We start from the raw sequence: 26,074 nt of genomic DNA, 5'->3' as shown, positions 1-26,074 counted from the left end.
ATATTAACCTCTAAATACTTATTTTGATATTGTGGGATTTAATCCAATTAAAATTTGTCCGTAACCTTGAACTTTTTCATTTCCCCTAGTTAGGTACGCACCTTGTTTTTTTAACAGTTCTTTTGCTGTTGTTGGATTACAACGAATGTACCAACAGCTACCTGCTGGTAAATAGCTTCGCAAGGGACTAGGTTTATGATTTACCATATCCCAACCGCCAAAGCGTTGCACTTTACCGATAATGGCTGTTTCAATATCGCTCTGAATACCATCAATCATTATTTGAGTTTGTGCATTGTTGATAACTTTCTCTAAATTAGCTACTGGCATGGGGGTTAACAAATAAACAACAAGAATAACCTCATTATTGTCACAATTCGATTCATCAAACAATGTCATCTCAGGTAAAGAAAAACGCTGGTCATCATTTTTGTCTTTCTTCATCTCTGCCATTCTCGCCTCACCACCAAAGCGAATAAGTTGTGAATCAGGTAGGTAATTTTTATTCTCTTCACCTATATCGACGCCCAAGTAAACCTTAATATCCTTATTGTCCTTATCTTTTAATCGGATATGCTCAGTGGTGTATAACATACCCTTTTGGGTCGATTTATTTTCTAGACCAATTCCTAAACGTGGTTCTCCGATAAGAATATCTTCTTTTGCAAGCAATTCTGCTTCAGCAGGTAGCATCCCCCGCAACACCAGCTCCCAGCCTGTGCGACTTAACCAATAGTTTTCCAAAGGTTTGTCGCCTGCATCACAACGAACAAAATTCTTATTACCCATATCGCTGGCTAGAATTTTTTCCTTTTCATCTTGCTTAAGTTGGAAAAATCCGTAGCCTTGATTATCGGCTTTTTTGACCAAACAAGCAGAAGCAGGAAAATACAACTGATCGTTATAAAAGAGCCAAGAACCTTGAGCTTGGAATGAACTACCTTCATAGTCTTCGCCATAACCAATGATTTTTCTTAACTCACCCGTTTCTAAGTCTTTCCAAGTTTTGCCCTTGTCTGCATTGTATTTTTCACCAATATGATGGCGAATAGCACCTAACAATGTTTTAGTTGGTGGTGGGAACAGGCTAGATAAGGTATTGGTTCCGCTACTATCCATACTGCGTGCCTCGCGGAAAAACCACGAGTCTATTGGTTCGAATAGGTAATGCTGAAATGAATGACTCATAACTTTTCCTCCTTTTATTGACTGTAATTGGCTAAAAATTTAATTAACAGCGCGGCATCAGCTTTGATATTGCCTTGGCTATCTCGACACAACCGCATTAATGGCTGAACAAAATTTTCAGCATCTCGTAAACTGACCTCCTTATTAACTCCTCTGGAACGACAAAACTCAGCCGCCATAATTTTTATTGCGTGGTTGATATCTAACAATACTGTTTCTTTATCACTGCTTTCCTGCCCATCTTCTTTACTATTAAACAGTGCAAAATTTTCTCGAATTTTATAAAAGAACCGATTGGAAAATTGCGGGTTATCTTTTTCAGCTTTTTGAAAATCTTCTAATGAGGATGACAGGACACAAGTTCTATTTTCACTATTTTGCTCATCAAGTACGGTATCGCCTCGCTGATATGTTTCTTTATCTTCTTCGCCAAGACGCTTAGTATCCTAAGGTTTTGTCCAAGTCAGTACCGTGCCGCTTTGCTTGCATACTTGTACCGCCAGTGCGTTTCTGCCAGTTTTTTCTTTTGCCACATCATCAAGTAGGCTATGAATATCGTGCAAAGCATTGCTTAGTGGATTATTAATGTGTGAATAAACGATTGCAGCTGAGATGGAGTAATCAATATTTACATCTTCTTTATTTGCTTCAGCATTTTCATTTTTGAAGCAATTTTCGTACTCACTTCGAATCTTTTTCGCACAATTTAACGCATCTTCAATCGGCAATAGTGCTAATACATCATCGCCACCAGCGTAAATTAAAAAACCGTTATTCTTAGAAACAATCTCTTCAACCTTATTGGTGAAAGTATCTAATGCATGAGTAATATACTTCTGCTTTTTTCTATCACTCATTTGCTTGCCTAAACTATCACCATCCATCATTAAAATGGCATAAAATGGGCTAGGATCGCCAATAGCAAAATTTTTAATTAGCTCACCTAAGGCTGTGGCGACTTTTTGCGCCTGAGGGTTTAGTTCTGGATGTTCAGTATTATTTGGTTTTCCTTCTTGCTTAGGGAAATTGTGGGGATTTTCTAACGCACTTTTGTAGAATAGTACACCATCGATACTAGATAACTCGTTTTTAATTTCTAAATGTTGTATGTGGGAGTTGTTTTTAATCGCCTCTTCTATAGACTTGACGCTTGAGTTATATTCGTTCAGTTCACATAACTTTCCATTTCCATCATTAGACTTAAAGGCATCAAAGAAATCTATCAAGTGTTGTTGATTGTCTTGATTGCACTTTCTTAAAATGTTAGCCCACCAATTCGCAGCAGCTATATAATTCACAGAGGGAACTTCATTTTTTAATTCCCAGCCATATATTGCCTCAAGCGTCCCCTTTTCTTTGGGAATGTTAGTTTCACTATTAGTCAAAGAAAACCCTTTATCAAAATATCGAATAAAGCGACGTTTAATAAACGCCATCGCACATAAAAATTCGTTTTCACCATAATCGGCAATGGTTTTATCTTTTGAATTTAAAACCGTTGTCCAAAAAAGTTTACGAGCTTCATTATCATTCTTGCTCACCCCTTCAATACCAGATAATTCTTGCCAATCACCCATAAGTGAGCATTTAATGCCTCTTTGATCTGGTAAATAATGTATACGCCAATTTTTACGGCGGTCTAAGGCACTGCTATTTTCAATAGTATCGACGATAACCCATGTCATTTCCCAGAAATTTTCGACTTGCTCTTGCCATATTTCACGGGTTCTTTCTAACGATAATTGGTTTTTATATTTTTCTATATCATATTGATAAATTGTATTAGCTAAGGCTTTCCAAGCATCTTGCACATCGGAAACAACTTTACTACCATCAAAATTTTGATGTACTTCGGCTTTAAAACGATTGGGAATGCCACCTTGTTTAGGTGCAAAATTGTCATCTTGACAACCTTTCTCAATTACAGTCAAAAACTGCTTATCCGCCTTTGGAAACAAAATAATCTCATCAATATCGAGCTCTTCATTGACAAGGTCACGTTGCTGTTTAATCACCGATAACATCGCCACGCCCGATAACCACGACAGTAAAAACGATCCTGCCCAAAAATCGCGTGTGCGTCGCGCTTGTCCAACGAATGATTGCACTGGCCCTAGGGTGAAGTGGAAGTATTGTTTGTTAGTTTTGTTCATTATTCTCTCCTAAATTAGTTTCCATTGTTTTGTCTCTAAATATTTTTTGTATTCATCAAAAATATTACTTTGATAGCCTTGGAAATTAACTGTGGATTGTTCCTGAAAATGACGACCTATTTTTCGGCTAAATACGACTTCATCGTTATCAGGAAATAATTTACCGTACATTATGGTTTGAATAGATAGGAAATGACCGTTAGGGAATTGATGAATATGTGTAATAACTGATGATGCACGACGAGAACGTTTGTGTTTTTTATCAATATTGCCTGTTGCTGTTTTGGCTCTAGGTTCAAACTTAATTTCTACTCTATGCCCACCGTTAGATAAACCATAATTTCTCGGTAAACCGAATGCAAAACTAGAAGGTAAACTACTTTGATGTGGGCTATCCAAGAATTGATAAATTAAGTCATGGTCGTTTTGTTTGTTAAAGTAACTATTGTGCTCTGCATTATATCCATTGATTTTATGAGTGCCACCATTGAAAGAAAATCCCCAGCCTCTAAACATTTGCATATCGTGACTCATTGTTTTCAAGGTAGTCCAAGCATTTTGTTCACCGTCTTTGACAATAATATCGGCTGGAGATTCACTTAATATGCCATAGTGCTTGATTTCTTCAAGAAATTTAACCAACTGTTCTTTATCAGCAGGAATATTTACTCCTGTCAGTTCAGTAATTGTAAGCGAACCTAAGCCTCTGCGGTTTTTACTTCCTAATCCGCCCAATAAACCTAGAAGTAATAAGCTATTTTTTAACTCATTCTTGATAATTTCATTCAGTTCTTTTTGCTCTTCCTCGGATAGTTCTTTATCTTGAATGTCTTTAAACATTAAATCGACAGTAAAAGAACTATTCGGCTTAACAGCATTCCTTAAATAGACTGTCCTAGCAGGATCATTGCCTTGCTTTTTATGATATTGTGTTAGTCCTTGCCCAAGTGCATAACCTGCAGAATTTTGATGAGCATTGTATTGATCTTCTAGCTCTTCTTTACTTATAAAACTAACATAATATTTTGTTATTTTTATTGTTACAGCACCACGCCCATAAGTTTTCGGAGAATTTTTATCATTTTTTTATCTAGATTATCGGCACTACTACCAAATAACTCAGCCTCTTCATGATGTAATTGCTTGAGTGCTAATTCATCAGAATTATACTCAGGTTTCGACCTTACCCGCCCCCAAGCCAACGCTCGCCACCAAAAACGCAATGCACCTTTAAATGACATCGGGGAAATCCAACTGGCATTTTGTTCTGCATCGCCAATGAACATCGGTGTAATAATTTTATAGGTAGCGGTTAGGGTGGTAGGGAGATTTCCCTTTATATTACCAGAAATATTCATATCTATTCCTTAATCATTCAAATGCAATCGCCCATATTATATACTCCTCAATACTTGTTAAACAAAGAAAATCAACATAATCATTAATTAAATCAAATTTTTTGTTATGAAAAAATTATTTTTATAACCACTATGTAACAAACACTGCTGATTTGGTATAAATTTGATTGTCTAACAGGCTACACAATAATAAAAATTTTTATAAAACCTATGCGTTATTTCACTAACTTTGTTACTATATCGCCCATAAAAAAATAACCTCAAGGAATAAAAATGTATTGGTTTAAAAATGTGATGATTTATCGTTTAACTTCACCACTTGAAATAAGCAGTGATGAGTTGGAAACAAAACTGCAAACAAATAAATATCATCCTTGCTCTCAAAGTGAAATGAGTAAATTTGGATGGGGAACGCCATTAGTTACCAGTGATTTGTTGCATTTCAATTTACAAAAGCAATTTTTATTAGTTTCACATAAAGAAGAGAAAATCTTACCAGCTCCTGTGATTAAAGCAGAGATGGAAGAACGCATTGCTGTTTTGGAAGAAAAAGAAAACCGTAAGTTGAAAAAAACGGAGAAACAAGCGATTAAAGATGATGTAGTAGCAATGCTGTTACCTCGTGCTTTTAGCAAACATCAACATACCGCAATTTGGTTGGATTTAGAAACGCAATTAGTTTACGTGGATAGTGCATCAAGTAAGCGTGCTGAAGATACCTTAGCATTATTACGCAAAACCTTAGGTTCTTTACCTGTTGTGCCAATTTCATTTACTTTACAACCGAGTGAAGTAATGACAAATTGGGTTGCGAAAGGGCATACACCAAATTGGTTAACTTTATTGGAAGAAGCAGAATTAAAATCCTTTGATACTGAAAGTGTTATACGTTGTAAACGCCAAGATTTAGAAACCGAAGAAATTGGTTTACATTTAACTGCAGGGAAATATGTCACCAAATTAGCATTGGAATGGGAAGAACATTTTTCTTTTGTACTCAATGATGATGCAACCCTTTCTCGTGTAAAATATGCCGATGAAATCAAAGAACAAAATGATGATATTTTGAAAGAAGATATTGCACAACGTTTTGATGCTGATTTTGTTTTAATGACTGGTGAACTGAAACAATTTACCATAAATCTTATTGAAGAATTTGGTGGTATTAAAGAGCGTTTATAATGGCATATAAGAATAATCAGTCTGTTCTTGTGGTTATTTATGCAACAACGACAAATCGAGTCTTAATGTTACAACGCCAAGACGATCCTACTTTTTGGCAATCAGTAACAGGTACGATTGAAACAGGTGAAGAACCTTTTCAAACAGCATTGAGAGAAGTCAAAGAAGAAACAGGAATTGATATTATTGCTCAAAATTTATCACTTTATGACACAAAAAAGAGTATAAAATTTGAGATTTTTCCGCAATTCCGTTATAAATATGCCCCAGATGTAACGCATTGTACCGAACATTGGTTTTTATTGGCACTTGAACAAGAAATTGAGCCAGCATTAACCGAACATTTGGCTTTTCAGTGGCTAAATATTAATGATGCAATACAATTAACCAAATCGCCGAATAATGCACAGGCGATACAGCAATTTTTAAATCAAAGTAATTAAATTAAAAAAAGGAAAATTTATGGCAGGTCATAGTAAGTGGGCTAACATCAAACACCGCAAAGCGGCACAAGATGCACAACGTGGTAAAATTTTTACTAAATTAATTCGAGAACTGGTTACTGCTGCACGATTAGGCGGTGGTGATCCTGATGCAAACCCTCGTTTGCGTACCGCAATAGATAAGGCGTTAAGTAGCAATATGACTCGTGATACTATCAACCGAGCTGTTGAGCGTGGTGTCGGTGGTGGCGATGACACCAATATGGAAATACGAGTCTATGAAGGCTATGGACCAGGCGGTACCGCAGTAATGGTGGAATGTTTAAGTGATAATGCAAACCGTACGATTTCACAGGTTCGCCCTAGTTTTACAAAATGTGGTGGTAATTTAGGAACAGAAGGTTCTGTGGGTTATTTATTTAGTAAAAAAGGCTTAATTTTAATTGCTGAAGCAGATGAAGATAGCTTAACAGAAGCTGCAATTGAAGCTGGTGCTGATGATATTCAGACACAAGAAGACGGTTCTTTTGAAATCTATACAGCATGGGAAGATCTTGGTTCAGTACGTGATGCAATTGAAAAAGCAGGATTTAAAATTGATTCCGCAGAAGTTTCGATGATCCCATCAACCTCTGTTAATTTAGATGCTGAAACTGCACCAAAACTATTACGTTTAATTGATATGCTAGAAGATTGTGATGACGTTCAAAACGTTTATCACAATGGTGAAATCAGTGACGAAGTAGCAGCAACACTTTAACATTTAACTTAGGGAAATAAGCGGTACGATTTACACATTTTTTTACAAATCGTACCGCTTTATAATTAAATATGGCAATTATTTTAGGTATCGACCCTGGTTCTCGTGTTACTGGTTATGGTGTTATTCGCCAAACTGGACGACAGCTTGAATATTTAGGCAGCGGTGCAATTCGCACTAAGGTGGAAGACCTCCCTACTCGTTTAAAACGCATTTATGCAGGTATAAGTGAAATTATCATTCAATTTCAACCTGAAATGTTTGCCATCGAACAAATTTTTATGTCTAAAAATGCCGATTCAGCCCTTAAATTAGGGCAGGCTCGTGGCACAGCTATTGTGGCAGCGGTGAATCACGATCTACCTGTTTTTGAATATGCGGCGCGTTTAGTAAAACAAACAGTGGTTGGAAGTGGTTCTGCGGATAAAGTTCAAGTACAAGATATGGTCACTCGCATTCTAAAACTTTCTGCGACACCACAAGCCGATGCTGCTGATGCCCTTGCGATTGCCATTACTCACGCTCATTCTATTCAACACTCCTTAACGGTCGCAAAGCAAACCAAACAAAAAGTAGGAACGGAAAAAGAAGAAATTTTAGCCTTGATGAAAACCCGCTATTCACGTGGTCGCTTTCGGTTAAAAGGTTAGAAAAATAGAATGCGATTTTTTGATACTCACGCTCATTTAGATTTATTAGCCTCAAAAACGCAACACTCACTGGCAGAGCTTATTCAAAACGCAAAAAATGCAGGCGTTCAAAAAATATTTATCCCAAGTATTTTTGCAAAAAGTTTTAAAAATGTGACCGCTTGTTGTGAGCAGTTTCCACAACAATTAGTTTATGGATTAGGTCTGCATCCTTATTTTATCGAACAACATCAAAATACTGATTTAGAGATATTAGAACAACAATTAAATCAACAGAATCCCCAGTGTGTTGCTATTGCTGAAATTGGTTTAGATAAACGCTTACCGCCTGAGCTATGGCAAAAACAGTGTGATTTTTTCATTGCTCAACTTGAATTAGCTAAAAAGTTTCGTTTACCTGTTAGCTTACACAGTGTCAAAACACACAGCGAAATTTACCATTTTTTAAAGCAAGCACAATTGCCTAAACAAGGGGTTATTCACGCTTTTAATGGTAGCTATCAACAAGCGAAACATTTTGTGAATTTAGGCTATAAAATTGGGGTAGGTGGCTCGATTACTTATCCTAGAGCAAATAAAACTCGTCAAGCCATTGCAAAACTTCCCTTAGATTTTTTAGTATTAGAAACTGATAGTCCTGATATGCCCATTTATGGTTTACAAGGTGAAACTAATCGCCCTGAAAATATCGCTATTATTTTTAATACCTTGTGTGAATTAAGAAATGAAAAAGCAGAGGAAATTGCAGAAATTATCTGGAATACCAGTTGTGGTATTTTTTCTGTCTAAAAAGAAAAAGCCTATCTATATTAAAATAAATAGGCTTTTGACTATAAATTAAATGATTTTAATCATCTAACATCACTTTATAAGTCGGATCTTCCATCACATTAACATCAATCACACTTTCCGCATTTTTAATTAATGCTCGACAATCTGAACTTAGATGACGTAAATGTACTTTTTTACCTAGTTTTCTATAACGTTCTGTTAATTTATTCAAAGCCTCAATTGCTGACATATCAGCTACACGGCTATTTTTAAAATCAATCACCACTTCTTTAGGATCACCAGTTACATTAAATTTTTCAATAAAAGTAGTGGTTGAAGCAAAGAATAATGGACCTGTGACTTCATAATAACGAATGGCTTTGTCATCCACATATTTAAGTACTCGAATATGCTTTGCATTATCCCAAGCAAACACCAATGCAGCAATAATAACGCCCACAACAACAGCTAAAGCAAGGTTGTGTAACATAATAGTCACCAATGTTACCAACACCATCACTAAAATATCGGATTTAGGGAATTTAGTGAATACTCGCAAACTTGCCCATTCAAAGGTACCAATTGCAACCATAATCATTAACCCTGTTAGTGCTGCCATTGGAACTTGTTCAATCAAACTACTTCCAAACATAACAAACATTAAGAGCATTATTGATGCCACAATACCAGAAATTCTCGCTCTTGCTCCGTTTGAAATATTAATTAAGCTCTGCCCAATCATTGCACAACCGCCCATTCCTGAGAATAAACCAGATAAAATATTGGCTGTACCTTGTGCAATTGCTTCTTTATTACTTTTACCGTGACTCTCTGTAATTTCATCAACGATATTTAAAGTTAATAAACTTTCAATTAAACCCACACCCGCCACAATCGCCGCATAAGGAAAAATAACTGTTAAGGTTTCCCATTCAAAAGGCACATTTGGAAGATGGAAAGGTGGAAATCCACCTTTAATTGATGCAATATCACCAACGGTTTTGGTATCTAAATTAAATAAAGCAACCAGACCAAATACCACAAGAATAGAAGCTAAGGAAGCAGGAATGACTTTAGTAAATTTTGGTAATAACCAAATAATTGCCATTGTTAATAGTACTAAGCCTAAAAAGACATATAACGGCGTACCTGTCAGCCAGTTACCTGTATCGTCTTGAAATTGGGTAAGCTGTGCCATAAAAATCACTACAGCCAAACCATTTACAAAACCAAAAATAACAGGGTGCGGAACAAGGCGAATTAACTTACCTAGTCGAAATGTACCTGCTAACACTTGCAAAATTCCCGCTAAAATAACGGTGGCAAAAATATATTCCACACCGTGTGTTTTAACTAATGCCACTAATACGACCGCAACCGCTCCTGTCGCCCCTGAAATCATACCCGGGCGACCACCTAAAATTGAGGTGACTAATCCCATCATAAAGGCAGCATAAAGCCCTGTTAATGGCGACAATCCTGCAATTAAAGCAAAGGCAACGGCTTCTGGCACTAATGCTAACGCAACGGTTATCCCTGATAATACTTCTGTTTTATAATCAATCTGACCATTTTGATTGAATAAATTTATCACTTTTTTCATTTAACTCTCATTTATTTAATGTATATTCTATTTATCGCAAAGGGGCGAAACTATACGCCATTTTACACGACATTTCAATAAAGTGGATAAAGTATGTACAAAATTATTTATTCTAAATGATCTATTTTTCTTTGTTTGCTACACTCAATGTCATAGCTTTAGGGTTAAAGTCTTTCATCAATGAGAAACCAAAGACCTTTTTACCTAAATCTTTTAAACTTGCTCCAATATGATAAACCTCTTCATCATCAATAATTAAAAATCTATCGTGAAATTGTTTATTTATTTTTACTGTTATTTTTTTATATTGTTGATTATATTTTTCTAAATCTAATGCTAATGTTTTGGTGATACGTTGAGTATAGATAACCACTTCAACATTTTGATTTTTATGAAAAAAAGTGAGGGTTTTATCATCAATATAATTATCAATTAAAACAATGTTATTTTTTGCAGAGCGAATTAAATCTGAAACAAAATTATAAGCATCAAATATTTGTCCATTAAAGAAAATACCCTGTTTTTGAATATCTTTTTTATTCTCTAAAGCTTGAAAAATTTTATCTATATTGGTATCAGTGACTAATTGATGTCGTTCTAATGTTTCCAACCGTTGAAAAATGGACGCATTTTGCGAAAGAAATTTTCTCATTTCTACAAATGCTCGCATTATTTTTATATTCACTTCAATGGCAATTTTATTTGTTAAGACCCCTGATAGACTTGCTACTCCTTGTTCTGTAAAAACATAGGGAAGACTTCCTCCTAAATGTTTTTTTGATGGTATCGCATTTTGCGATACCATATATTCAACCTCTTCATTAGTCAGCTGAAACATAAAATCATCAGGAAATCGCTCAATATTTCTCTTAACTTGCTCCCTTAATCGTATGTTTTTCACTCCATATAAAATTGCCAAATCTTTATCTAACATTACTTGTCTATTTCTTATGGTGTAAATTTTTGTCTTAATATCTAAATGAGTTAAACTTTCCAATTCCATATTTTTCAATCAAAATAAGCGGTATGATTTTGCTATTTTCTTACAAATACTAAAATATGCTGGAATTAAATGTTAATTTTGCGATAAGAATCGAAAAATCAGAAATATTGTTCAAGTATTATTTCCTACAGAACTAAGTAAAATCATATCATTTTACTCCATACCAAGCGGTCACTTGTAAATAATAATTTGCAAAAAATTAACAAAATCGTACCACTACCTCTTGATATTTATTCTCATTACCCTAATCTATGAAGTACTTTCGACAAAATAAGGAACAAAAATGTCAAATCCACTTTTACAGAATACTGAATTACCACAGTTTTCAAAAATTAAAGCAGAACATATCAAACCAGCGATTGAACAGTTGATCAAAGATTGTCGTGAAACCGTTGAGCGAGTAGCTCAAATTGAACATCCAACTTGGGATAGTTTTTATATGCCGTTGTCAGAAACAGGGGATAAATTAAGCCGTGCGTGGTCGCCTGTGGGGCATTTAAACTCGGTAAAAAATAGCCCAGAATGGCGTGAGGCCTATGAATCTTGCTTGCCATTATTGTCAGAATACAGCACTTGGGCAGGGCAACATCAAGGGTTATATCAAGGCTATTTAAAATTAAAACAAGGTACTGAATTTGCCAATTATTCTATCGCACAACAAAAAGCGATTAACGATAGCTTACGTGATTTTGAATTATCAGGGATTGCTTTATCGCCAGAAAAACAAAAACGTTATGGCGAAATTTCAGCACGTTTATCAGAACTTGACTCGCAATTTAGCAACAATGTGCTTGATGCAACAATGGGCTGGGATATTATCATTGAAGATGAAAGCGAGCTAAAAGGCTTGCCTGAATCGGCGTTAGAGGCAGCAAAAGCGTCAGCACAGAGCAAAGAGAAATCGGGCTATCGCTTTACTCTTGAATTCCCAAGCTATTTGCCAGTAATGACCTATTGTGAAAACAGTGAATTACGCAAAACAATGTATGAAGCCTTTGCAACTCGTGCGTCGGATCAAGGTGTGAATGCAGGCAAATGGGATAACTCAGCAAATATCGATGAAAAATTAAAATTACGTTTAGAACTTGCACAATTATTAGGTTTTAATAATTATGCGGAACTTTCACTGGCAACAAAAATGGCAGAAAGCCCAAAACAAGTGACTGATTTCTTAGAAGATTTAGCGACTCGTTCAAAAGCACAGGGAGAGAAAGAGCTACAAGAACTTTATCAATTTGTTGAAAAAGAGTTTGGTATTACGGAATTAAATGTGTGGGATATCGCATTTTACAGCGAGAAACAAAAACAAGCCCTTTACTCGATCAATGATGAAGAATTACGCCCTTATTTCCCAGAACAGCGTGTAATTTCAGGTTTATTTGAGCTGATGAAACGCCTGTTTAATTTACGCATTGAAAAACAACAAGGCGTTGATGTTTGGCACGATGACGTCCAATTTTACAAAATCTTTGATAAAAATGACCGCTTATGTGGTTCGTTTTATTTAGATTTATACGCTCGTGAAAACAAGCGTGGCGGTGCGTGGATGGACGATTGCGTCAATCAACGTCGCTTAGCCAATGGCGAACTACAAAAACCAGTGGCGTATTTAACTTGTAACTTCAACAAACCAATAGGCGATAAACCTGCCTTATTTACTCACGATGAAGTAACAACTTTATTCCACGAATTCGGACACGGCATTCATCATATGCTGACTCAAATTGATGTTGGCGATGTGGCAGGCATTAACGGTGTGCCTTGGGACGCAGTGGAATTACCAAGCCAATTCTTAGAAAACTGGTGTTGGGAAGAAGAGGCATTAGCCTTTATTTCAGGACATTACGAAACAGGCGAGCCATTACCAAAAGAGAAATTAACCCAATTATTAAAAGCAAAAAATTTCCAAGCGGCGATGTTTGTGCTTCGTCAATTAGAGTTTGGATTATTTGATTTCCGCTTACATTTAAGCGAGCCAAGAGAAAATATTGTGTTAGATACGCTGCATAAAGTAAAAGAAGAAGTGTCTGTGATAAAAGCACCAAAATGGAATCGTTTTCCACACAGTTTCAGCCATATTTTTGCAGGCGGTTATGCGGCGGGTTATTACAGCTATTTATGGGCAGAAGTGCTTTCCGCTGATGCATTCTCTCGCTTTGAAGAAGAAGGGATTTTCAATCAAGAGACAGGGCAATCTTTCTTAGACAATATTTTAAGTCGTGGCGGAAGTGAAGAACCAATGATGTTATTTGAACGTTTCAGAGGACGTAAACCAACCTTAGATGCATTATTACGTCATAAAGGTATTTCATAAAAACCTCATCATTAAAATAAGCCCAATCCTCATAGGTTTATAATCTTATGAGGATTTTTATTTTAAGAGTTAAAAAACAAAAGAGCATTTTAGAAGATTAGTGGTAATTGAGAGTTTTTTAGTTTGCTTTCTTATTGTACAATGAAAATATTAATGTAAATGTCGGATTACAGAATCAAAGGTGGAAAATGAAAAAAATAGCATTAGTTTTAGAAGGTGGAGCAATGCGTGCTATGTTTACCGCAGGGGTATTAGATATTCTTTTAGAAAAACATTTTTCGGTGGATGCTATGGTAACCGTTTCTGCAGGCGCATTATTTGGTGTCAATTATCCTTCTAAACAAGCTGGGCGGGCGCTAAACTATAACTTAAAATATCTCAGCGATAAACGTTATTTAAGTTGGTATAATTTTTTCACCACTGGCAATATTGTTAATACTGAATTTGCTTATCATCGCATTCCATTAGAGCTTGATATTTTTGATAACAACACTTTCAAACAAAGCCAAATAGATTTTTATGCTACCCTTACTAACGTTGAAAGTGGGCAAGCAGAATATGTAAAAATCACCGATCCTGTTACTCAAATGGATACTCTAAGAGCTAGTGGTTCAATGCCTTTTGTTTCAAAAAAAGTAGAAATTGATGGCAAGTTTTATTTAGATGGTGGAATCGCCGATAGTATTCCAATTGAAAAATGTTTACAGCTTGGCTATGACAAAATTATCGTAGTACTCACACAAACCGCCGAATATCGAAAAACACCAAGTAACAAATGGCTAATTAAATGCGTGTATCATTCTTACCCAAATCTTGTTAAAGCGATGCTTAATCGTTGGAAAAATTACAATGATTGTTTAGAAAAAATCTCTACATTAGAAAAAGCAGGGAAGATTTTTGTACTTCTTCCGAGCAAAGATTTACATCTTAGTCGCATCGAAAAAGATCGCACAAAGCTACAAGCAATGTACGATCTCGGTGTAGAGGAAATCAATAAAAATTGGCAAGCCTTACAAAATTATATAGAAAATTAACTTGAGAACTCTAACAGCCCCGTTACTTTACCAGTGTTATCCACTGCAATAAGAGAGTGAATTTTGTTTTCCTTCATATAAGTTTCAGCTTTTGCTAAAAACTCTGTCTCCAAAATGACTTTTGGTGAGCGAGTCATTAAATCACCCGCAGTTTTCAGCAAGCTATCTGCGCCATATTTAGCTAAGGCACGGCGTACATCACCATCGGTAATAATACCTTGTAATTTTTCATCTTGCATTACAATAGCAACCCCCATTCGACCTTCATTCATAATAGACAGGCAATCGGCAAAAGTCGTTTGAATGCTGGCAATAGGTAACTTAGTTTGCATAACATCTTTGACTCGACAAAGTAGTTTACGCCCTAAACTTCCCCCTGGATGGAAACGTGCGAAATCTTCTGCTTTGAAATCCCTCGCTCGAATAAGAGCTATTGCTAGCGAATCACCCAATGCCATTGTGACTAAAGCAGAGGTAGTCGGCGCTAAGTTATTTGGGCAAGCCTCTCTATCTATACTAATATCAAGGACTAAATCAGAATGTTTTGCTAAAGTTGAATTTAAGTTTCCTGTTACTGCAATAATTTTATTTCCAAATCCTTTTAAACTTGGGATCAGTTTATTTACATCATCGGTTTCACCACTATTGGAAATTAACACAACAATATCAATAGGTTTTAACATTCCTAAATCACCGTGGAATGCTTCAGTTGGATGTAAGAAAAAGCTAGGGGTTCCTGTTGAAGCAAAGGTTGCCACCATTTTTTTTCCCACTAAACCTGATTTACCAATTCCACCCACAACCAAACGCCCTTCACAATTTAAGATCATTTCGACGGCTTTAGCAAATGTTGGTTCAATATTTGTATTTAATCTTGTAATTGCTTGAATATAAAGAGAGAGGGTCTCATTTGCAATAGATAAATAGTTCATAACTTACCTTACTAAAAAGCCCTGATATAAAGATCATCAGGGCTTTGGAATTAATAACTTAGCTAAAAATTAGTATGCAAGTACCGCTCGACGATTTTTAGCATAATCTGCTTCTGAATGACCTAATACTGCAGGTTTTTCTTCACCGTAAGACACAGTTGAAAGTTGAGATGAACTTACACCTCTAGCTTCCAAATAGTTTTCTACAGCATCTGCACGACGTTGTCCTAATGCAATATTGTACTCTGGCGTACCACGCTCATCAGCGTGTCCTTCGATTGCTACTTTTTTGCCCATATTTGCACTTAAAAATGCGGAATGTGCATCAAGAATTTGTTGATATTCACCGTCAACAGTATAACTATCGAAACCGAAATAAACAGTATTGTAACGTTGCTGTAAATCTGTTGCTGACATACCACCATATGTAGTGCTTGATGTATCAGTCGTAGTTGAGCTTGAACAAGCAGTCAATACAATAGTTGGTACTGCAATCATCAAAATCTTAGCTAATTTTTTCATTAAATTTCTCCTAAAAATTATTATTTGGTCAAATATGGAGACCACGCAGGGAACTTATATTGCCCACCTACACCAGGTAGATTAGCTTTAAAGCGACCATCTGCTGACACCAATTGTAACACTTTACTTACCCCTTTGGTAGAGCTATAAATGATCATTGTTCCATTTGGTGAGATACTTGGACTTTCATCTAAAAACGTTGAACTGAGTACTTCTGTCATTCCTGTACTAAGGTCTTTCTTAACAATTTTATCACCTGAAATCATAATTAAATATTTTCCATCAGATGAAATTTTTGCATTATAACTACGACTTTCTCCAATCAAAGAAAGGCTTCCTCCTGATGTATCCATTTGATATACCTGAGGTATCCCTGAACGATCAGATGTAAATACAATGGAACGACCATCTGGTGACCAACTTGGTTCGGTATTATTCCCCATATTATGGGTAAGCTGTAACGCATTACCGCCAAAAACACTTTTTATGTAAATATTTAAGACTCCATCTTTATTCGATGCAAAGGCAATTTTAGATCCATCTGGTGAAAATGCGGGTGCACCATTGTGTCCTTTAAAAGCAGCAATAATTTTACGCTTGCCGCTATTCAGGTTATGCAATACCAATTGAGACTTACGGTTTTCAAAGGTCACATAAGAAAGATAAATGCCATTTGGAGACCACGTTGGTGACATTAAGGGTTCACGGCTATTGATAACAGTAAAAGCATTGTGTCCGTCATAATCAGCGACACGCAGTTGATAAGAGGCAACGCCACGTTGTACTACATAGGCAATTTTTGTTCTAAATGCCCCTTTGATTTGAGTTAATTTTTCAAAAATTTCGTCACTGACCGCGTGAGCACCTAATCTAATTTTATCTTTAGACACATCAAATGCTCCTTGAAGGATAACATTTCCTGTACTACTTGAAGTACCCAGAGTGTCTATAAGTTGATATGCAATATTATAACCATTTCCTGTTGCAGAAACTTGCCCTACTACAATATTATCTAAACCAATATCTGCCCATTGCTCTGTATTGACTTCAACGGCTGATGTTGGATTTGCTGGCATTCTAGCACGAGATAATGGAGTAAACTTACCGCTATTACGTAAATCATCTGAAATAATTTGAGCCACATCTTCAGAAATATTTCCTAGCATTTGAAAAGGTACAACCGCAATTGGTTGTGCCATATCTACGCCCTCATCAATGGCAATACGCACATCATCTTCTGCCATTGCATTTAGTGAAAAAAGTAGGCTAAAAATAGTCACTACACCCATTAAACGAGATATTAATTTCATTGGAAAACCTCTTGTTAATTATTGTACTTTTAGACTAAAGTCTAAAATTGGTGATTTATACTGCCGATACACATTATCTGATGGTGCTTTTGGTACTTTTCTGGTCAAACGAATTGCCCGTACTGCCGCATCACAAACCTCTTGATCACCCTTTAATACTTGATGACGACTAATACGCCCATCACGCTCTAAATAAATTTTAACACTACACTGCTTTGAAGCAAAGCTAGGTTCTGTTCGATACCTACGTTTAATCACCTTCTTAATTCTTTGTCCGTACCGATTTCCTGAAGCCGATCCTTTACCAAGCCCTTTCTTACCACCAGAACCTTGAGAACCTTTTTTAGTAATGTTTCCACCACTTAGAAAATCATTAAGCGCTTTATTTTTTCTCTCTTGTTCTGCTTTACGCTTAGCTTCTGCTTTTGCTTTCGCTTTCTTTTTTGCCTCTGCCTCACGCTTTTGCTTTGCAAGACGTTTTTGTCTCTCAATTTTCTGTTGTTTCTCTCGTTTTTTTTGCTCTTCTAATTTCTTTTTCTCTTCCAGTCGATTCTGCTCAGCAAGACGTTTTTGCTCCTCCAAACGTTTTTGTTCCGCTAAACGCTTTTGCTCTTCTAACTCCTTCTGTTTAGCCAAACGTTGTTTTTCTTCCAATAACTTTTGTGCCGCTAAACGTTGCTGCTCTTCCAATCGTTTTTGTTCAGCTAAACGCTTTTGCTCTTCCAATAAAGCCTGTTCAGCCAAATGCTTTTGTACTGCGAGTTTTTTTTGCTCTTCTAAGCGTTGTTGCTCTTCTAATTTTTTCTGCTCTTCTAGTAGACGCTGTTGTTCCTCTAGCTTCTTCTGTTCTTCTAAGCGCTGTTGTTCTTCTAGTTTCTTCTGCTCTTCTAGTCGCTGTTGCTCCTCTAGCTTCTTCTGTTCTTCTAGTCGCTGTTGCTCCTCTAGCTTCTTCTGCTCTTCTAGACGCTGTTGTTCCTCTAGCTTCTTCTGTTCTTCTAAGCGCTGTTGTTCTTCTAGCTTCTTTTGCTCTTCTAAGCGTTCTTTCTCTTCTAACAGTTTCTTCTGTTCTTCAAGCTGTTGTTGCTCGACTTGCTCTTGCTGTTTTACTTGTTGCATATGTTGATATTCTTCTGTCACCTGATTTGTATCAACCATTACTGCATTTAAAACATCACTCTCTCCTCCACTGCCGCCTTCAGCAGGTAAGATTTTTGTGGCTTTAGACACAAGAAAAAATAATCCTATCAATACAATATGTAAAAGTATTGATACCACTATTGAAAGACCTAATTTATCATTTTGATGTTTCACTGATTTTCTCTGCTTATTTGCTTGATGTCATTAATCCAACTGTTTTAATTCCAGCATCCTTTAATAAAGAAATACCTTTAATAATTTCTTCATAAGGTACATTTCTTTGTCCTGCTACAAGAAAAAGTGTTTTTGGATCTTTCTCAAAAGATTGACTCGCATAAACCACAACACTCTGTTCCGTTAGCGCTGTTTCACCTTCTACTTCAACAAAATGGCCATCTACTTTCAGTTTGTATAAGCCTATGCCCTCTACTTGTAAAATGACAGGTTTTTTATCTACATTAGACACTGACTGACTATGCTTATCTTGCGGTAAATCCACCTCAACACTTTGACTGATAACAGGCGCTGTTGCCATAAAAATCAATAATAACACTAACAATACATCTAAAAATGGCACAATATTAATTTCAGACTTGATATTGTTACGACTACGACGGCGATAAGACATATTTTCCTCTTAAATAGCTGGTGATAACGGTAACTTTATAACAAAAATTTGCAAATTTTTATATTAATGATACCGCTTAAATTTTATTTTTTTCTAAATACTTGGCGATGTAAAATAGTGGTGAACTCATCAATAAAATTGATATAGTTTTGTTCTAATTTATTTAATTTTACATTTAAACGGTTATACGCCATTACGGCTGGAATAGCCGCAAAAAGACCAATAGCCGTTGCAATCAATGCTTCTGCAATACCCGGTGCTACAGATTGTAACGTTGCTTGTTTAACAGCACTTAATCCCATAAAAGAGTGCATAATTCCCCAAACAGTACCAAATAATCCAATATAAGGACTCACAGAACCTACCGTTCCTAAAAAAGGAATATAACTTTCTAATTTTTCTAGTTCACGATTTAAGGCTAAATTCATCGCACGGCTCGTACCCTGAATAGTGGATTCCGCTGAGTCTGCATTAGCTTGCTGTAATCGAGTAAATTCCTTAAAACCCACGTAAAAAATTTGTTCTGATCCATTCAGTGCATCTCGACGATTTTCTAATCCTTCGTGTAAACGATGCAAATCTTCTCCTGACCAGAAACGATCTTCAAATGCCATTGAATATTTTCTTGCTTTACTTAAAAGTCGACCACGACTAAAAATGATTCCCCAAGATAAAATAGAGAAAAGGACGAGGATAAAAATAACCACTTTTACCACAATACTTGCTTCCATAAATAAGGAAACAAAATTTATATTCACTTCTGACATCTAAGAAAACTCCGATATTAATAATTGTTTAAATATTTGACGAATCTCTTCAGGCATCGCCACTGGTTTCATTTGGTTTAAATCAACACTTGCCACAACAACAGTTGCTTGACTTAGACAATCTTGTTCTCGCCATATACTCTGAGAAAAGACAACTTTTGCTTTACCTAGTTCCATTACCTTAGTTTTTACTGTTAATAAATCATCTAAACGTGCTGCCATTTTATAATCAATAGTCATTTTCTTCACCACAAAAGCTAACCCACTGACCAATAAAAGATTTTGTGAGAAACCACATTGACGTAAAAACTCTGTTCTTGCTCGCTCAAAAAAATGTAGGTAATTGGCGTGATAGACTACACCACCTGCATCTGTATCTTCATAATATACACGTATTGGAAAATCCATTCTGTTCTTCTATTCCTCAAAAAGAAAGAAAACGCCTAAAATTTAGGCGTAATGATATTTTCTATTCTAGAGTGGCATCACCCATTGTGCAAGTATTTTTATTGATTATTGAAACAAGATCCTAATTATTGTACTGAGTACAATGAGATAACCTAGTAATGGTAAAAATATGATTTTCCAAAAAGTATGTTTAATTTCAAAACCTATACCATGGATCCATAATATTGCCATTCCATAAAAGGTTATAATCGCTAAATAAGGAATTTTTCCACCAAATTGTTGAGCAAAGGTGGCTGAATTTAATAAAATCAATCCAAACAACAGCGAAGCTAGAATGAAAGAAAGGGCTTTCAACAAGCCCTTTGATGTTAATTTATAGAGTGTATCTATCATTTTACTCGTCTAATTTACCTGTTTTTTCTGCTTTCACAGTCATTATAACAGAAAATAAAATAGCAAGTGAGACACCTAATACCCAAGTAACATAGAACATAATAATTTCTCCTTAGTAAGCTGCCTTGCTAGTTTCAATATGTTTCGCATCAAGACGACCAAACATTGCGATATAACTCCAAAGAGTATAACCCAGTACGATTGGCACAAACACACAAGCAACATAGAACATTACGGTTAATGTATTTTCACTTGCCGTTGCATCCCACATTGTTAAGCTCATTTCTGGATGAGAAATTGATGGCATTACAAATGGGAACATTGATACACCTGCGGTTAAAATTACACCTACTTGCATAATTGATGATGATAAGAATGCAAAGCCGTTACGATCTGCTTTTGAAGCAAAAATCGTACCTAATGCACCAAGTACCGCCAATGCAGGGATAATAAATAGTACAGGTAAATTCATAAAGTTACTAAACCAAGCACCTTGCTCTAAAGCGACAGTTTTAGTTGTAAAAATGGATGCTGCATTATGATCCATATCACTCATAATCACAAAGCCATCTTTGAAATATAACCAAGCCCCTGCTAATAAGAATGCAACTAATGTGACTGTAGCGGTAAGTTGTGCAATATTTCTTGCACGCACACGTAAATCACCTGTCGTCTTCATTTGTAACCAAGTCGCACCTTGTGTTGTTAGCATCATTAAACTCACTACACCACAAAGTAATGCGAATGGGTTTAATAGACCAAAGAATGACCCAGTATATTGAACTTGATTGATATTATTAAATTCAAATGGAACACCCTGTAATAAATTACCAAATGCCACACCGAAAATTAATGATGGCACAAAACCACCGATAAATAATCCCCAATCCCAAGCACTTCTCCATAATGGTGAATCAATTTTTGCTCGATATTCAAAACCAACTGGACGGAAGAATAGTGCCGCTAACACAACAATCATCGCAAGATAAAAACCAGAGAATGATGTTGCATAAACTGTTGGCCACGCTGCGAAAATTGCACCACCTGCTGTTAATAACCAAACTTGGTTACCATCCCAATGAGGTGCAATTGTATTAATCATAATACGACGCTCTATATTGCTTTTACCCATTACTGGTAACAGTGTTAATACTCCCATATCAAAACCATCAGTAATAGAAAAACCAATTAATAAAACACCAATTAAAATCCACCAAATAAAACGTAGAATTTCATAATCTAACATATTTTTACTCCTACTTATTTCGCAGATTGTTCAAAATGATAACGACCTGTTTTTAATGAACTAGGCCCTAAACGAGCATATTTGAACATTAAATACATTTCTGCTACCAAGAAAATTGTGTATAAACCACATAACAATCCGATTGAAATCCAAAGATCGACAGTAGTTAATGATGAGTTTGCAACCCCTGTTGGTAGAACATTATAAATTGCCCAAGGTTGACGACCATACTCAGCTAAGAACCAACCACTTTCAATTGCAATCCAAGGTAATGGAATACCAAATAATAATGCTTTTAAGAATAATGGACTGCTACCTACTCGACCTTTCAAGTTTTGGAAAAATGCAAATCCGAGAAGTAACAGCATTAATCCACCTGCTGCCATCATTATGCGGAATGACCAGAATGTTGGACCAACGTTAGGAACAGTTGAATCTGCTGCTTTTTGAATTTGTTCTTCTGTCGCATCTACCACTTTATCAGTATATGCTTTTAACAATAAACCAAATCCAAGATCTTTCTGATATTGCTCTTTAAACGCAACTTTTTCGGCTTCAACATAGTTACCCGAACGTAATCTTTCTAATAATCCATAAGCAATGATACCATTACGAATCCGCTGTTCGTTTTCTGCTCGAATGTCGTGAATCCCTTTAAATTGCTTATCTAAAGAACGAGTAACAATGATTCCAGCTGCATAAGGAATTGAAAATTCAAAATCATTTTTCTTCTCTGCTGAATTTGGAATAACAATGGCGTGCCAATCAGCTGGTGCTTCTTGAGTGTGCCATTCACCTTCCATTGTTGCTAATTTCATAGGCTGAGCTTGACCAATTTCATAACCTGATTCATCACCCATCACAATTACAGAAAGAATAGCAACTAAACCAAAAGTTGCACCTACTGAAAATGAGCGTTTCGCAAAGCCTAAATCACGCCCTTTTAAAATATAGTAAGAACTAATACCTAAAACAAAAATAGCTCCACAAGTATAACCTGCTGTTACTGTATGTAAGAATTTAGATTGAGCAACAGGATTTAATACTAAATCTGCAAAACTTGCCATTTCCATTCGCATTGTCTCAAAATTGAAGTGCGAACCTTCTGGGTTCTGCATCCAACCATTGGCGACTAGAATCCATAGCGCAGAAAAATTAGAACCAAATGCTACACAGTATGTAGCGAATAGGTGTTTTGCTTTCGATAAACGCTCCCAACCGAAAAAGAAAAGACCAACGAATGTAGATTCTAAGAAAAATGCCATTAAGCCTTCAATTGCTAATGGTGCTCCAAAAATATCACCTACATAGTGAGAATAGTACGACCAGTTAGTACCAAACTGGAATTCCATAGTAATCCCTGTTGTTACCCCAAGAGCAAAGTTAATCCCAAATAACTTACCCCAGAACTTAGTCATATCTTTATACACTTCTTTACCTGTTGAAACATAAAGGGTTTCCATTATTACAAGAATAAAAGAAAGCCCCAATGTTAATGGTACAAATAAGAAGTGGTATAATGCAGTTAACGCAAACTGCAATCGAGAAAGTTCAACAACGTCCAACATCTCAAACCTCTTTATTATAATATTAAGTCTGAAAAAAAGAGTTACACGTAAACACAATAATTTACGGCAACCACCAAAATGATTTTATCTTAATGAAATACCCAACGACTCCACTTAAAAAAATCTGAGCTTATTCTACCTGTAAAGCGCATAATCACAAACCATAAAAGTGTCACATTTGTCACAAATTTTAACAAAAATATGGTTTTTTATAAAAAAAATAAATTTTACTTGATATAAGTCAATTTTATACTAAAGCCAAAATTCCACTTTACTCTATGTAATTAATTGTAAAAAATACAAAATCATATCTGTATATAATAATGTTTCTCACTTTCATTTTTAACATTATCTGAGTGTGTATAAAATACAATTTTTTAACATTAATAACATTTAGCCTGATAGATTAAATGTTGCCCAAATGGGTGCGTGATCTGAAGGTTTTTCCATTTTACGAATATCTAAATCAATCCCTGTATCCACACAACATTTGACTAAAATATCTGTCGCTAATATAACATCAATGCGTAAACCTCGATTATCATTAATACCTTTTGAGCGGTAATCAAACCACGAATATTTATCATCAGCATCAGGGTTCATCATTCTAAAAGTATCTGTAAAGCCATAGCCTTGTAATGTTGCCAACCACTCTCTTTCTTCTGGTAAAAATGAACATTTACCCGTTTGTAGCCAACGCTTACGGTTTGGTTCACCTATACCAATATCTAAATCTGTAGGGCTGATATTGATATCTCCCATTACAATAATTGGATTTTCAGGAGAATGTGCTGTTTCCAAATAATGTTGTAAATCAGCGTAAAATTTTTCTTTAGCAGGAAATTTAGTTTCGTGCTTACGATTTTCTCCCTGTGGAAAATAGCCATTTAAAACAGTCAATGTGCCAAAAGGCGTTGCCAGATCTGCCATAATCATACGTCTTTGTGCATTCTCATCGTCTGTAGGAAAGCCTTTACGCACTGCCAAAGGTTCTGCTTTAGTCAATAACGCTACACCATAATGTCCTTTTTGACCGTGATAAAACACGTGATAGCCTAAATGTTCGACTAATTGATGGGGAAAATCTTCATCAGAAACTTTGATTTCTTGTAATCCAATTACATCGGGTTGATGTTTTTCAATAATCGCCTCTAGCTGATGGGGTCTTGCTCGTAATCCATTGATATTAAAAGAGATAAATTTCATTATTGTTCCTTTTTTATTGGTATAACAAGCGGTAAGATAAAGATAAAAATTTGCAAATTTTTGATCTTAACTGACCGCTTTCAATTCTTGAATGGCTTTTTCATCAAAGAAATATTGTGTGCCACAGCATTCGCACTGCATATCTATAATCCCTTGTTTTGCCGCTAACATTTCAGTAATTTCTTCATCTGAAACTAATAATAATGCTCCTGCTGAACGCTCTCTTGAACAGCCACATTTAAAACTCACAGGTTGAGATTCATAAACTTCAACTGTTTCTTCGTGATATAAACGGAACAACAATTCTTGTGCGGTTAAACCAAATATTTCTTCATTTTTGATTGTGGACGTTAATGCCGCTAAGTGTTCGAAATCCTCTGGTGTACCTGTACCATCAGGCATAACTTGTAATAAGACTCCTGCACCAACGGCTTCTCCATTAAACTCACCCACGCGAATAATTAACTGTGTTTTAAGCTGTTCTGAACGAGTAAAATACTCTTCTAAACATTCACTAATGGTTTCCTTATCTAGGGCAACAACACCTTGATAACGTTCGCCATTTTCAGGCATCACAGAAATAATCAAGACCCCTTTCTCGCCCACCATTTGCTGTAATGTTGTATTGTCTGCAATCTCACCATCCACACGTGCTAAGGCTCGCATTTGCTGTTTTTCATTACCATTTACTACCGCTAATTTTAATGCACCTTCACCACCTTGAATTTGTACGGTAATCGTCCCTTCAAATTTTAATGTTGCAGTCAATAAACTGGTTGCGACTAGCATTTCACCTAATAAATCTTGTACTGGCTTTGGGTAATGGTGAGTATTTAAAGTTTCTGTGAAGGTGTTATTTAAACGTAACCACTGTCCTCGCACTGCACGATTTTGGAATAGATAGCGGTACAATTTATCATTATCTTGGGTATAGTCTTTGGTGTAATCTTGTGTTGAAGTCATTATTTCTCCGAATGTTTAAATTTAATTAAATCACGACGTTCTTTTTTATTTGGTCGTCTATCTGGGTGTGGCATAGAAAGATAATTCATTTTACGAGCCAACGCCATTTTTTCTCTTTTTTCAATGCTTTCTGCTGTTTCTTGATACAATTTTTGAGCTTCTGGTGCCCCTTTACGTTGATCGCTGATTTCAAGAATTTCTACTTCTTTTTCCTCATTACCTTGACGCAATATCACCTTCGCACCAATTTCTACCACTTTGCTCGATTTAATGCGTTGTCCATTATAATGTACTTTCCCTCCCTCAATCATTGCCTTGGCAATGGTACGAGTCTTATAAAAACGTGCAGCCCAAAGCCATTTATCTAAACGAATTGCTTCAGACTCTTCTCTACCTTTCTTATTTTTTTGCTGTGCTTTTCTCATAACTGTCCAAAATGAAATAAAGTAAAAGTTTATTCTCTAATAAAGTAACAAATTGCGGAATCTTATTAAAAATCGCATCATTTGTAAATTTTGATCCACATCTTACCGCT

At 35.9% G+C, this 26,074-nt stretch carries 28 protein-coding genes; 7 read left to right on the top strand and 21 right to left on the bottom strand.

All coding sequences use genetic code 11. The features are described 5' to 3' along the window. Window positions 1-18: 18 nt before the first annotated feature. The 5 genes from cmr3 to cmr1 all read right to left on the bottom strand — a co-directional run bounded on the left by cmr3 (window position 19) and on the right by cmr1 (window position 4,699). Window positions 19-1,188, bottom strand: coding sequence for a type III-B CRISPR module-associated protein Cmr3 (gene cmr3 / locus A6B44_RS01920; RefSeq protein WP_090921469.1), 1,170 nt, complete (start codon window positions 1,186-1,188; stop codon window positions 19-21). A gap of 14 nt (window positions 1,189-1,202) precedes the next feature. Then, complete coding sequence (locus tag A6B44_RS01915) at window positions 1,203-1,397, bottom strand: hypothetical protein (RefSeq protein ID WP_090921471.1); 195 nt, start codon at window positions 1,395-1,397, stop codon at window positions 1,203-1,205. A gap of 237 nt (window positions 1,398-1,634) precedes the next feature. Then, window positions 1,635-3,341 (bottom strand): type III-B CRISPR-associated protein Cas10/Cmr2, encoded by a 1,707-nt coding sequence (gene cas10, locus A6B44_RS01910; RefSeq protein WP_090921473.1) that lies wholly within the window; start codon window positions 3,339-3,341, stop codon window positions 1,635-1,637. Window positions 3,342-3,350: 9 nt separating this feature from the next. Further along, on the bottom strand, window positions 3,351-4,349 hold the full coding sequence (locus A6B44_RS01905) for an RAMP superfamily CRISPR-associated protein (RefSeq protein ID WP_338000890.1): 999 nt from the start codon (window positions 4,347-4,349) through the stop codon (window positions 3,351-3,353). 32 nt (window positions 4,350-4,381) lie between these two features. Further along, entirely contained in the window at window positions 4,382-4,699 is a 318-nt protein-coding gene (cmr1, locus tag A6B44_RS01900) for a type III-B CRISPR module RAMP protein Cmr1 (RefSeq protein WP_090921477.1), read from the bottom strand. 273 nt (window positions 4,700-4,972) lie between these two features. Between cmr1 and rdgC the strand changes: the two genes are divergently transcribed. The 5 genes from rdgC (at window position 4,973) to A6B44_RS01875 (ending at window position 8,523) form a co-directional block, all read left to right on the top strand. Continuing rightward, window positions 4,973-5,881 carry a recombination-associated protein RdgC gene (gene rdgC, locus A6B44_RS01895; protein ID WP_090921478.1) on the top strand — a complete coding sequence of 303 codons (909 nt, stop codon included), beginning with the start codon at window positions 4,973-4,975 and terminating at the stop codon, window positions 5,879-5,881. Beyond that, on the top strand, window positions 5,881-6,324 hold the full coding sequence (gene nudB / locus A6B44_RS01890; RefSeq protein ID WP_090921480.1) for a dihydroneopterin triphosphate diphosphatase: 444 nt from the start codon (window positions 5,881-5,883) through the stop codon (window positions 6,322-6,324). Before rdgC ends, nudB begins: the two co-directional genes overlap by 1 nt. Before the next feature lie 19 nt (window positions 6,325-6,343). Then, window positions 6,344-7,084, top strand: a complete 741-nt coding sequence (locus A6B44_RS01885; RefSeq protein WP_090921482.1) for a YebC/PmpR family DNA-binding transcriptional regulator — start codon at window positions 6,344-6,346, stop codon at window positions 7,082-7,084. A 71-nt stretch (window positions 7,085-7,155) separates the two neighbouring features. Continuing rightward, window positions 7,156-7,734: a crossover junction endodeoxyribonuclease RuvC gene (ruvC, locus tag A6B44_RS01880; RefSeq protein ID WP_090921484.1), complete on the top strand. Its 579-nt coding sequence runs from the start codon at window positions 7,156-7,158 to the stop codon at window positions 7,732-7,734. A 9-nt stretch (window positions 7,735-7,743) separates the two neighbouring features. After that, on the top strand, window positions 7,744-8,523 hold the full coding sequence (locus A6B44_RS01875; RefSeq protein WP_090921486.1) for a TatD family hydrolase: 780 nt from the start codon (window positions 7,744-7,746) through the stop codon (window positions 8,521-8,523). Window positions 8,524-8,581: 58 nt separating this feature from the next. On the opposite strand, the gene A6B44_RS01870 is transcribed toward A6B44_RS01875, so the two are convergent. Continuing rightward, on the bottom strand, window positions 8,582-10,108 hold the full coding sequence (locus A6B44_RS01870; protein WP_090921488.1) for a SulP family inorganic anion transporter: 1,527 nt from the start codon (window positions 10,106-10,108) through the stop codon (window positions 8,582-8,584). A 121-nt stretch (window positions 10,109-10,229) separates the two neighbouring features. Then, window positions 10,230-11,111, bottom strand: a complete 882-nt coding sequence (locus A6B44_RS01865; protein WP_090921490.1) for an ORF6N domain-containing protein — start codon at window positions 11,109-11,111, stop codon at window positions 10,230-10,232. Window positions 11,112-11,394: 283 nt separating this feature from the next. Here A6B44_RS01865 and prlC point away from each other — a divergent pair, with 283 nt between their 5' ends. Continuing rightward, window positions 11,395-13,425 (top strand): oligopeptidase A, encoded by a 2,031-nt coding sequence (gene prlC / locus A6B44_RS01860; RefSeq protein WP_090921492.1) that lies wholly within the window; start codon window positions 11,395-11,397, stop codon window positions 13,423-13,425. Window positions 13,426-13,613: 188 nt separating this feature from the next. After that, on the top strand, window positions 13,614-14,459 hold the full coding sequence (locus tag A6B44_RS01855; RefSeq protein ID WP_090921494.1) for a patatin-like phospholipase family protein: 846 nt from the start codon (window positions 13,614-13,616) through the stop codon (window positions 14,457-14,459). Here A6B44_RS01855 and A6B44_RS01850 read toward each other — a convergent pair. The 14 genes from A6B44_RS01850 to hslR all read right to left on the bottom strand — a co-directional run bounded on the left by A6B44_RS01850 (window position 14,456) and on the right by hslR (window position 25,964). Then, window positions 14,456-15,391, bottom strand: a complete 936-nt coding sequence (locus tag A6B44_RS01850; protein WP_090921496.1) for a KpsF/GutQ family sugar-phosphate isomerase — start codon at window positions 15,389-15,391, stop codon at window positions 14,456-14,458. The genes A6B44_RS01855 and A6B44_RS01850 overlap by 4 nt on opposite strands. A gap of 69 nt (window positions 15,392-15,460) precedes the next feature. Continuing rightward, on the bottom strand, window positions 15,461-15,913 hold the full coding sequence (pal, locus tag A6B44_RS01845; protein ID WP_090921498.1) for a peptidoglycan-associated lipoprotein Pal: 453 nt from the start codon (window positions 15,911-15,913) through the stop codon (window positions 15,461-15,463). 20 nt (window positions 15,914-15,933) lie between these two features. Further along, entirely contained in the window at window positions 15,934-17,223 is a 1,290-nt protein-coding gene (gene tolB, locus A6B44_RS01840) for a Tol-Pal system beta propeller repeat protein TolB (protein ID WP_090921500.1), read from the bottom strand. Between the two features lie 18 nt (window positions 17,224-17,241). After that, window positions 17,242-18,534, bottom strand: coding sequence for a cell envelope integrity protein TolA (tolA, locus tag A6B44_RS01835; protein ID WP_090921501.1), 1,293 nt, complete (start codon window positions 18,532-18,534; stop codon window positions 17,242-17,244). Between the two features lie 13 nt (window positions 18,535-18,547). Further along, on the bottom strand, window positions 18,548-18,988 hold the full coding sequence (gene tolR / locus A6B44_RS01830; protein ID WP_090921502.1) for a colicin uptake protein TolR: 441 nt from the start codon (window positions 18,986-18,988) through the stop codon (window positions 18,548-18,550). An 83-nt stretch (window positions 18,989-19,071) separates the two neighbouring features. Then, on the bottom strand, window positions 19,072-19,755 hold the full coding sequence (gene tolQ / locus A6B44_RS01825) for a protein TolQ (protein WP_090921504.1): 684 nt from the start codon (window positions 19,753-19,755) through the stop codon (window positions 19,072-19,074). Then, complete coding sequence (gene ybgC, locus A6B44_RS01820; protein WP_090921506.1) at window positions 19,756-20,163, bottom strand: tol-pal system-associated acyl-CoA thioesterase; 408 nt, start codon at window positions 20,161-20,163, stop codon at window positions 19,756-19,758. 105 nt (window positions 20,164-20,268) lie between these two features. Beyond that, the gene (gene ybgE / locus A6B44_RS01815) at window positions 20,269-20,556 is read right to left on the bottom strand and encodes a cyd operon protein YbgE (protein ID WP_090921508.1); all 288 of its coding nucleotides are present in this window, start codon (window positions 20,554-20,556) and stop codon (window positions 20,269-20,271) included. A 1-nt stretch (window position 20,557) separates the two neighbouring features. Next, window positions 20,558-20,656, bottom strand: coding sequence for a CydX/CbdX family cytochrome bd oxidase small subunit (locus A6B44_RS01810; protein ID WP_090921510.1), 99 nt, complete (start codon window positions 20,654-20,656; stop codon window positions 20,558-20,560). A 12-nt stretch (window positions 20,657-20,668) separates the two neighbouring features. Then, window positions 20,669-21,802 (bottom strand): cytochrome d ubiquinol oxidase subunit II, encoded by a 1,134-nt coding sequence (cydB, locus tag A6B44_RS01805; RefSeq protein ID WP_090921512.1) that lies wholly within the window; start codon window positions 21,800-21,802, stop codon window positions 20,669-20,671. Window positions 21,803-21,816: 14 nt separating this feature from the next. Continuing rightward, the gene (locus A6B44_RS01800) at window positions 21,817-23,370 is read right to left on the bottom strand and encodes a cytochrome ubiquinol oxidase subunit I (RefSeq protein WP_090921514.1); all 1,554 of its coding nucleotides are present in this window, start codon (window positions 23,368-23,370) and stop codon (window positions 21,817-21,819) included. A gap of 393 nt (window positions 23,371-23,763) precedes the next feature. Continuing rightward, entirely contained in the window at window positions 23,764-24,576 is an 813-nt protein-coding gene (xthA, locus tag A6B44_RS01795) for an exodeoxyribonuclease III (RefSeq protein WP_090921516.1), read from the bottom strand. Window positions 24,577-24,642: 66 nt separating this feature from the next. Beyond that, window positions 24,643-25,539, bottom strand: coding sequence for an Hsp33 family molecular chaperone HslO (hslO, locus tag A6B44_RS01790; RefSeq protein WP_090921518.1), 897 nt, complete (start codon window positions 25,537-25,539; stop codon window positions 24,643-24,645). Continuing rightward, a complete protein-coding gene (gene hslR / locus A6B44_RS01785) occupies window positions 25,539-25,964 on the bottom strand; it encodes a ribosome-associated heat shock protein Hsp15 (protein ID WP_090921520.1) in 426 nt (141 codons plus the stop codon). Before hslR ends, hslO begins: the two co-directional genes overlap by 1 nt. Window positions 25,965-26,074: the final 110 nt, after the last annotated feature.

This window comes from Pasteurella skyensis, from assembly GCF_013377295.1.
Lineage (GTDB): Bacteria > Pseudomonadota > Gammaproteobacteria > Enterobacterales > Pasteurellaceae > Phocoenobacter > Phocoenobacter skyensis.
The sequence above is the reverse complement of the archived record's forward strand: the minus strand, read 5'-3'. Positions and strand labels throughout refer to the sequence as shown.